7 protein-coding genes and 2 pseudogenes are annotated in these 9,174 nt (G+C 72.7%); 6 read left to right on the top strand and 3 right to left on the bottom strand.

Annotation, left to right across the window (positions count from 1 at the left end):
- A pseudogene (locus KME75_RS19155) lies at window positions 1-227 on the top strand (PLP-dependent aminotransferase family protein); the annotation flags it as partial.
- Between the two features lie 8 nt (window positions 228-235).
- Complete coding sequence (locus tag KME75_RS19150) at window positions 236-847, top strand: GNAT family N-acetyltransferase (protein WP_219416225.1); 612 nt, start codon at window positions 236-238, stop codon at window positions 845-847.
- A gap of 69 nt (window positions 848-916) precedes the next feature.
- On the opposite strand, the gene KME75_RS19145 is transcribed toward KME75_RS19150, so the two are convergent.
- Window positions 917-1,645, bottom strand: coding sequence for a DUF2382 domain-containing protein (locus KME75_RS19145; RefSeq protein ID WP_219416224.1), 729 nt, complete (start codon window positions 1,643-1,645; stop codon window positions 917-919).
- A gap of 93 nt (window positions 1,646-1,738) precedes the next feature.
- On the opposite strand from KME75_RS19145, the gene KME75_RS19140 reads away from it, so the two are divergent.
- From KME75_RS19140 to KME75_RS19125, 4 genes are all read left to right on the top strand, one after another.
- Complete coding sequence (locus KME75_RS19140) at window positions 1,739-2,110, top strand: cupin domain-containing protein (RefSeq protein ID WP_219416223.1); 372 nt, start codon at window positions 1,739-1,741, stop codon at window positions 2,108-2,110.
- A 55-nt stretch (window positions 2,111-2,165) separates the two neighbouring features.
- A complete protein-coding gene (locus KME75_RS19135) occupies window positions 2,166-3,116 on the top strand; it encodes an asparaginase (protein WP_308282898.1) in 951 nt (316 codons plus the stop codon).
- A 50-nt stretch (window positions 3,117-3,166) separates the two neighbouring features.
- Complete coding sequence (locus KME75_RS19130; RefSeq protein WP_219416222.1) at window positions 3,167-4,714, top strand: FMN-binding glutamate synthase family protein; 1,548 nt, start codon at window positions 3,167-3,169, stop codon at window positions 4,712-4,714.
- A gap of 377 nt (window positions 4,715-5,091) precedes the next feature.
- Window positions 5,092-6,363 (top strand): HNH endonuclease signature motif containing protein, encoded by a 1,272-nt coding sequence (locus tag KME75_RS19125; RefSeq protein ID WP_219416221.1) that lies wholly within the window; start codon window positions 5,092-5,094, stop codon window positions 6,361-6,363.
- A gap of 2 nt (window positions 6,364-6,365) precedes the next feature.
- Here the strand turns inward: KME75_RS19125 and KME75_RS43335 are convergent, their stop codons facing one another.
- Window positions 6,366-7,196: a heterodisulfide reductase-related iron-sulfur binding cluster gene (locus KME75_RS43335; RefSeq protein WP_372452629.1), complete on the bottom strand. Its 831-nt coding sequence runs from the start codon at window positions 7,194-7,196 to the stop codon at window positions 6,366-6,368.
- A 219-nt stretch (window positions 7,197-7,415) separates the two neighbouring features.
- Window positions 7,416-9,151 (bottom strand): annotated as a pseudogene (locus KME75_RS43330) (FAD-binding oxidoreductase); the annotation flags it as partial.
- Between the last annotated feature and the right edge of the window lie 23 nt (window positions 9,152-9,174).

Below are 9,174 nucleotides of genomic sequence, written 5' to 3'. Positions count from 1 at the left end.
GCTGGTGGGAGCTGCCGCCACCGTGGCGGGCCGACATGTTCGTGGCGGCGGCGGCCCGCCGCGGCATCGCCGTGACGCCCGCCGCGGCGTACGCGGTGGGCGCGGCACACGCGCCCAACGCCGTGCGGCTCGCGTTGGCCGCCCCGCCCGTCCCGGCCCTGGAGGCCGCGCTGGACGTCCTCTCCGGCCTGGCCCGGGGAGCGCCCGGCGACGACGGCACCGAATGATGGGGGCCATGCCGATCATCCGCCCGTACGCCCCCGCCGACCGCGCCGCGGTGGCCGACATCTGCGTCCGCACCGGTGACGTGGGCGAGGACGCGAGCGCGCTGTACCCGGACCGGGACCTGCTGCCGAACATCTTCGCCCTGCCCTACGTGGAGCTCGAGCCGGAGTTCGCGTTCGTCGCCAACGACGACGGGCAGGCCGTGGGCTACATCGTGGGCACGGCCGACACGCCCCGGTTCGTGCGACGGTTCCGTCAGGAGTGGCTGCCGCGGCTGGCCGAGCGGTATCCGCCGCTGACCGGCGAACCCACCACTCCCACCGAAGGCATGGTCAACCTGATGCACGACCCCGAGCGGATGCTCGTGCCGCAGGTCGCGGACCACCCGGCGCACCTGCACATCGACCTGCTGCCGGGCCACCAGGGTGCCGGTCTGGGGCGTGCGTTGATGACTACCTTCCTGCGCGCGCTGGGCGCCGCCGGCGTCCCGGCCGTCCACCTCGAGATGGCGAGCGCGAACACCCGCGCCAGGGCCTTCTACGACCGGATGGGGTTCCGGGAGATCGTCGTGCCGGGCCGGGAGGGCAGCACCTTCCTCGGCCGGCCCACGATCGCCCCGTGACAACGGGCCGGGCGACGCCCGGCCGGGTGCGGGACCGCCGTCCCCGCACCCGGCGCGCGGGCGGGCGCATCACCGCCGGTCGCGGCGCCCGTCGTCGACCTCGATCTCCTCGTGCCGGACGTCGGCGTCGACCTGCTCGGTGTCGCGCACCGTCTCGGTGCCCAGCCGAACGCGCTCGACCGGGTTGACCTCCGTGTCCACGGGCCGCTCGGCGTGCAGCGTGACCTCGTGCTCGGCCTCGGAGATCGCGGGTCCGTCGTAGGCCTCGCCCCGGTTGGCGTCGGTGATCGGCTCGCGCTCGACCCGGACCTCCTCGTGCGACACCGGCACGTCGACCTGCTGGTGCTCGGTGACGACGTACTTGCGCAGCCGCGCCCGGCCGGTCTCGTGGGTCTCGGTGCCGACGCGCATCCGCTCCTCCGACCGCGTCATCGCGTTGTCGGTGGAACGCCCGGACGTGTCGTGGGTCGGTCCCGCCCCGTCGCCGCGCATCCCGTAGTGCCGGAACAGGCCCTCCTCGTCCCGCGGGCTCAGCTCCTCGCCGGGATCGTGGTGCGGCGCGGCCTTCACCACGTCCTTGTCGAACGGCACGTGCAGCGCGTTGCCGTCGTAGTCGGCCCGCGCGAGCGGCACCAGGGACGAGTGGGTGCCCAGCATCCCGGTGCGGACCGACACCCATTCGGGCCGGTAGGTGTCGTTGTCGAAGTAGACCGCGTCGACGCTGCCCAGCTTGCTTCCGTCCCCGCCGCGCACCTCAGCGCCCTCGAGCCGGGTCGGGTCGTCGATGGTGATGGCCATGTTCCTGCTCCCTTCGCTGTGCTCGTCGGACACTGGAGGGGTTGTCGGGACCGGTCGCGCGGAAACCGGGGCGCTGCTGCAGGACCCGGTCGTGTGACGGAGCAGGAGGCTGGAGTCGTGGAGATCGTGACGCTGCCGTCGGAGGCGCTCACCCGGTTCGGCAGCACCGGGGTCGAGATCGGCCCAGTGGCAGGCTTCCGCGAGGCGCCGGACAAAGTCTTCGTCCACCTGGCCCGGATCGGTCCGGGCGGGGGCATCGGGCGCCACCCCGCAACGGGGTGGCAGCTCTTCGCCGTGGTCCACGGCGAGGGCTGGGTGGCGGGTGAGGACGGGCACCGCCGCCCGCTGACGGCGGACGGTGGCGAGGCGGTGCTGTGGCGGCCGGGCGAGGAGCACGAGTCGGGGTCGGAGGCGGGGATGCTCGCGGTGATCGTCGAGTCCCCGGCCCGGCCGGTGCGGCTGTGAGCGGCCGCTACCGCGGCACGCGCCAGGTCTCGCGGCGCCCGCGTAGCGTCGGGGCGTGATCGACGACGGGACGGACGTGATCGCGCACGTGGTGCGCGGCGAAGTGGTGGAATCGGTGCACCGCGGGCACCTGATCGGGTTCGGGTCGGACGGGGGCGTCGCGCTCCGCAGGGGCCGGCCGGACACCGTCTTCTTCCCGCGGTCCTCGCTCAAGCCGGTGCAGGCCGTCGCCATGCTCCGGGCGGGGCTCGACCTGGACGGCGAGCTGCTCGCCCTGGCCTGCGCGAGCCACTCCGGAGAGTCGTTCCACCTCGACGGTGCGCGTGCCGTGCTCGCCGGGGCCGGCCTCACCGAGTCCGACCTGCAGAACACGCCGACCCTCCCGCTCGACGACGGCGCCGCCTTCGCCTGGCGCGCGGCGGGGAACGGCCTGGCGTCGATCGCCCAGAACTGCTCGGGGAAGCACGCGGCGATGCTGGCCACCTGCGTCGCCGCCGGATGGGACCCCGCCGGCTACCGCGACCCGGCGCACCCGCTGCAGCAGGCCATCCGGGCCACGGTGGCGGAACTGACCGGAGACGGCGACCCGGCGCACGTCACCGTCGACGGCTGCGGCGCACCCCTGTTCTCCTGCACCGTCGCCGGGCTCGCCCGTGCGTTCTCCCGGATCGCCACCGCCGCCGCGGGTACGCCCGAGCACCGGGTGGCGGCGGCCGTCGGGGCTCACCCGCACATGGTCGGCGGGACCGGCCGCCCGGTGACCCGGATCCTCGGCGCCGTCCCGGGGCTCGTTGCGAAGGACGGCGCGGAGGGCGTCTTCGCCGCTGCGTTGCCGGACGGGCGTGCGCTGGCGGTGAAGGTCGCCGACGGCGCGGCGCGCCCGGTGCCGGTGGTGGTCGCGGCGGCGTTGCGGGCGTTGGGCGTCGAGTCGGCTGCGCTCGACGAGGTCGGCCGGGTCGACGTGCTGGGCCACGGCGAGCCGGTGGGGGCGGTCCTGGCCGCCTGAACCGCCGGTAGATCCTGCGCGTCCCCGGCCGGGTGACCAGACTGGGCCGGGTGAGGTGGAGCCGTGTCCTTCCGATCGCCGCCGCGGCCGGGGTCGCCGCGCACGACCTGCTGCAGCGCCGCCATGCGCTGTTGCGCAACTTCCCGGTAGTCGGGCACGCCCGGTACCTGATCGAGGCGATCGGGCCGGAGCTGCGGCAGTACGTCGTGGCGGGCAACGACGAGGAGCGCCCGTTCAGCCGCGACCAGCGGCGCTGGGTCTACGCCTCGGCGAAGCTCGAGAACAACTACTTCGGGTTCGGCACCGACAACGACGTCGAGCACACGCCCGGCTACGTGATCATCAAGCATCGGACGTTCGGCGGTCCGGTGCCGCCGTCGCACCCCCGGGCGGGCGAGGAGGCGTGGGTGCCGTGCGCCAAGGTGCTGGGCGCGGCCCGTGGGCGACGGCACGCGTTCCGGCCGGACTCGATCGTGAACATCTCGGGGATGAGCTTCGGCTCGCTGTCCGGCCGGGCAGTGGAGGCGCTCAACGCCGGGGCGAAGCTCGCCGGTTGCCTGCACAACACGGGTGAAGGCAGCGTCTCGCCGTACCACCGCCGCGGCGGGGAGCTGGTGTGGCAGATCGGCACCGGCTACTTCGGGTGCCGCGACTCCCGCGGCCGCTTCCAGCTGCACCGGCTCAAGGACGTGGTGGCCAGTACGCCCGTGCGGGCACTGGAGGTCAAGCTCAGCCAGGGTGCCAAGCCCGGGCTCGGCGGGCTGCTGCCGGCGGCGAAGGTGTCAGCGGAGATCGCCGAGACCCGCGGGGTTCCCGTCGGCGAGGACTGCGTGAGCCCGTCGCGGCACGCCGAGTTCGCCAGCACCGACGAGCTGCTGGACTGGGTGGAGTTGCTGGCGGCGGAGACCGGGCTGCCGGTCGGGATCAAGTCGGCGGTCGGGGACCTCGACTTCTGGGACGAGCTCACCCGGCTCATGACCGAGACCGACCGCGGTGTCGACTTCGTGACCATCGACGGCGGGGAGGGCGGCACCGGTGCCTCACCACTGGTGTTCACCGACTCGGTCGCGCTGCCGTTCCGGCTCGGCTTCAGCCGCGTCTACCGGATGTTCGCCGAGCGCGGCCTCCACGAGCAGGTGGTGTTCGTCGGCGCCGGGAAGCTGGGCCTGCCCGACAACGCCGTCGTGGCGCTGGCCCTCGGCGTCGACATGATCAACGTCGGGCGGGAGGCGATGCTTGCCGTCGGCTGCATCCAGGCGCAGAAGTGCCACACCGACACCTGCCCCACCGGCGTCGCCACCCAGAACCCCTGGCTCGCCCACGGGCTGGACCCGGCGCTCAAGTCGGTGCGCGCCGCCAACTACATCCGCACGCTCCGGCGCGACCTGCTGAAGATCGCCGACGCCGCCGGTGTGGAGCACCCCGGGCTGATCGGGTCGGACGCCGTGGAGATCCTCACCGGGCAGACCGTCGGCACGCCGCTGCACGAGGTGTACGAGTACGAGCGCGACTGGGGCTTCCCCTCGGAGGAGGACCGGCGGGCCATCGCGGAGCTGATGGCGGGATCGGCGCCGCACGGGGGGTCGGCTCCGGCTTAGCGGCCGCTGCGGTTGGTCTCGGGGCTGGCTCGGGTGAACAGCGAATGGTGTGGCTGGTCTGGCAGCCGTACCCGACTTGGGCGCACCGCGGTCACGACGAGAGTCGCTGCCGGGTAGCCGCTCAACTGGCTGTGGTCCTGTTTCAGGCAACCACAGGATAGTCCCTTATGAGACCAGACAGGAGGATCATGTGCCTGGGCCCGGGAGGCAAGATGAGTATCTCGCAAGGCGGCCACGTAATCAGTAGTTTGCCCAAGCCGACCGAAGGGTTGCTCGCGCACACAAGCAAAGCCTCCATGATCCATTCGCTATTGCAAATCCTGCATTCACTCGAATAGCTCCACCGCTCGAAAACATGTTCGACTAAACTCGGGGGCATGTCCGACGACTCGGTCGCCACCGCGTACCGCCACCTGCAGGCGGCGGTCGACGAACTGTGCGCGGCCGCGGAATCGTCGATGGCCACCGACGACGAGTTGCTGTCGGTGCTCACGCTCGCCGAGGGAATGACCCGGCGACTGGATTATCTGACCGTCTCGACCGTGGCGACGTTGCAGCGGCGGGGGACGTTCGCCGAGCGCGGCTACAAGAAGCCCGAAGGTGCGTTGGTCGACCTGCTGGGCTGGGAGTGGTTCGAGGCCCGCCGCCGCGTGACGGCCGCGGAGCACACGTGTGAGCGGGTGGAGCTGGACGACACCGTGCTGGAGGCGAAGCTCCCCGCCACCGGCAAGGCGTTCGCGGCCGGGCAGGCGAGCCTGCGGCACGTCGACGTGATCATCACCCTGCTCGCCACCCCCACCGCCGGCCGACTCAGCGAGGACCAGCGGGCCGGGGTCGAGGAAGAACTCGCCGCCCGCGCCGCCGACTACACCCCCGCCCAACTGCGCGCCTACGGCACGGATCTGATCGACCGGCTCGACCAGGACGGCCCCGCCCCCGACGACCGCCCGCACGTCCCGGTCAACACCCTGCAGGTGCGGCGGTTCCGCGACCGCCCCGGCGGCGAACTCAAAGGCCAGTTCGAGGACGCGGCCATGTTCGACACCATCGCCACCCTGATCGACGCCAAATCGAAGCCCCTCGACTCCGACGACCGCCGGGGGGCGGAGCGGCGGCAGGCCGACGCACTCGCGGACATCTGCGGGTACGTCCTCGACCACGGCGACGTCCCCGACACCGGTGGCCGGCGGCCGCACCTCACCGTGCTCATCCGCCTCGAGGACCTCGAAGACCGCGCCCGGGCGGCGATGCTCGACTTCGGCGGCACCCTCACCCCGGAATCGCTGCGGATGCTCGCCTGCGACGCCGGCGTGATCCCCATCGTGCTGAACGGAAAAGGACAGCCGCTCGACGTCGGGCGCTCGACGCGAGTTATTCCCGACGGACTCCGGCGCGCAGTGACCGCACGGGACCGGAGATGCGCGCACCCGGGATGTGACCGAGCCCCGTCCTGGTGCGAAATTCACCACGTCCTCGAATGGGAGCACGACGGCCACACCAAGCTCGACAACTTGGTCATGCTTTGTCGGGCGCACCACCGGTTGATCCACCATTCCGGATGGATCGTCCGGATCGCGGACGAGTGGCCGGAGTTCATCCCGCCGAAATGGGTGGACCCGGCGCAGAAACCGCGCCGGAACCCCCGGTGACTTCAGGCGATGGCCGCGCGGATCGGCTCCACGGGATGGTGCGCGCGCCGGGTGGTGCCGTGCGCGATCTGCTGCCGGCACGACACTCCGGTGGCCGCCACGATGGTGTCCTGCGGTTCGGCGCGTACGGCCGGGAACAGCCGGTCCTCACCCACCGACATCGAGACGTCGTAGTGCTCCGCCTCGAACCCGAACGAGCCCGCCATCCCGCAGCAGCCGGCGTCCAGCTCCACCACCTCCGCGCCCGGGATGCGCTTCAGCAAGGCCACCGTCGCGGCGGTGCCGACCTCGGCCTTCTGGTGGCAGTGGCCGTGGAACAGAATCCGCTTCCCCGCGGGCCACGAGCCATCGCGAAGGGTCAGCGCGCCGTCGTCGATGGCCTCGACGAGCAGGTCGTCCACCAGCCGGGCCCGGCCTCCCACGTCGGTGACGCGCGGGTCGTCGCCGAGCAGGGCGCGATGCTCGTCGCGCAGGGTCAGCAGGCAGGACGGTTCCACGCCCGCGATCGGGCCGGAGGTGCCGGTCAGCGCGTCGAGCAGGCCGGACGCCTGCCGTTTCGCCTGGTCGAGCATGCCCTTCGAGAACGCGGCACGGCCGCAGCAGCCGCCGTCCTCGAGCCGCACGTCCCACCCGGCCCGCTCCAGCAGCTCCACGGCGGCGATGCCGACGGCGGGCTCGGTGAAGCTCGTGAACGAGTCGGCGAGCAGGGTCAGCGGGCCGCGCGAGCCGGGGACCACGGGGCGCGGCCGGCCGCGGAACCAGCGCGGCAGCGTACGGCGGGTGAACGTGGGCAGCGGACGTTGCGGGGCGATGCCCAGACGCGCGCCCAACATCCGGCGCAGGGCCGGGACGCGGCCCGGCAGGTTCGACAGCGGGGCCGTGGCGGCGCCGAGCCGGTTCAGCGCCCGGATCCCGGCGAACACCCGCGACCGCGCCGGTGTGCCGTGCAGCTGGTGGGCGTGGTGCAGCGCCTCGCTCTTCAGCGTCGCCATGTCCACCGACAGCGGGCACTCGCTCTTGCAGGCCTTGCACATCAGGCACAGGTCGAGCGCCTCGTGCAGGCCGTCGTCGCCGAGCGCGACGTGCGGGTCGGGCTCGCTCAGCGCCTTGACGAGCGCGTTCGCGCGGCCGCGGGTGGAGTCGTGCTCGCGGCGGGTGGCCATGTAGGACGGGCACATCGCGCCGGCGTCGGTCTTGCGGCACAGGCCGATGTTCATGCAGCGGTCGGCCGCGCCGCGCATCCCGTGCTCGCCGCCGCTCACCACCGTGAAGTCCAGCGCGGTGCGCAGCGGGGGAGCGGGCGGGAGTGCGGGGTCGCGCAGGTGGTCGGTCATCGACGGCGAGTCGACGATCTTGCCGGGGTTCATCCGCGCGTCCGGGTCGAAGATCGCCTTGACCCGGCGCATCGCCTCGTAGAGCTCGTCGCCGAACAGCTGCCGGTTGAACTCGCTGCGGGCGAGCCCGTCGCCGTGCTCGGAGGAGTTCACGCCGCCGAACTCGGCGACGAGGTCGCGGATCTCCTCCGCCACCGCGCGCATCTTCACGACCTCGTCGGGCCGGCTGAGGTCGACGAACGGCCGGATGTGCAGGCAGCCCACCGAGCAGTGCCCGTAGAAGCCCGCCTGCATCCCGTGCCGGTCGAGCACCTTCGCGAACCGCTCGGTGTACTCGGCGAGCCGGCTCGGGTCGACCGCGGTGTCCTCCACGAACGCCAGGGGCCGGTTCGAGCCCTGGCTCGCGGCCATGAGCAGCCCGAGACCCGACTTGCGCACCTTGAGCAGTGCCCCCTGCTGCGCGGGCGTCTCGGCGCGCAGCGTGTGGTAGCCGTGGCCGTGGCGCTCCCACAGCGCGGTGAGCCGGTCCAGTGATGCACCGAGCTCTGCCGGGTCGTCGCCGGTGAAGGAGACGAACAGCAGCGCGTCCGGATCGTCGTGCAGGATCGTGCCGAGCGCCGCGTACTCGATCTTCTGCCGGGAGAGGTCGAGGATCGTGCGGTCCATCAGCTCGACGGCCGCCGGGTCGAGCGACAGCGCGTCCTCGGTGGCGGCGATGGCGGCCTGCGTGGAACGGAAGTGCCCCACCGCGATCACGGTGCGAGGCGGCTTCGGGACGAGCCCGACGGTCGCCTCCGTGACGACGACGAGTGTGCCCTCCGAGCCCACCACGAACTTGGCGAGGTCGAACGGTCCGTCGACGAGACGGTCCAGCCGGTAGCCGCCCGCCCGGCGCCAGAACCCGGGCATGCCGGTGCCGATGGCGCCGCGGTGGGCGTCCACCAGTGCGGGCAGCTCCCGGTACAGCCCGCCTTCGAGCGTCGACGCCGCGGCGCGACGGGCGCGCTCGGCCTCGTCCACCGGGGCGAAGTGTGCCGTCGAGGCGTCGGACAGCACCACGTCCAGCGCCTGGACGTGGTCGATCGTCATCCCGTAGCGCACCGACCCGCTGCCCGCGGAGTTGTTGCCGATCATCCCGCCGAGCGTCGCGCGGTTGGACGTGGACGTGTCGGGGCCGAACATCAACCCGTGCGCGCCCGCGGCCCTGTGAGCTGGTCCTGCACCACGCCGGGTTGCACGCGCGCGGTGCGGGCCTCCGGGTCCAGCTCGAGGATCTCGCTCATGTGCCGGGACAGGTCGAGCACCAGCGCGTCCCCGACCGTCTGCCCGGCCAGGCTGGTGGCGGCCCCGCGAGGCAGGACGGGCACGCCGTGCTCGGCGGTGATCCGAACGGCGGCGACGACGTCGCCGGCATGCCGGGGCGAGACCACCCCCCGCGGCGTGATCGCGTACATGCTCGCGTCGCGGGAGTAGAGGT

It is taken from the genome of Pseudonocardia nigra (assembly GCF_019396355.1).
GTDB classification, from domain to species: domain Bacteria; phylum Actinomycetota; class Actinomycetes; order Mycobacteriales; family Pseudonocardiaceae; genus Pseudonocardia; species Pseudonocardia nigra.
The sequence above is the reverse complement of the archived record's forward strand: the minus strand, read 5'-3'. Positions and strand labels throughout refer to the sequence as shown.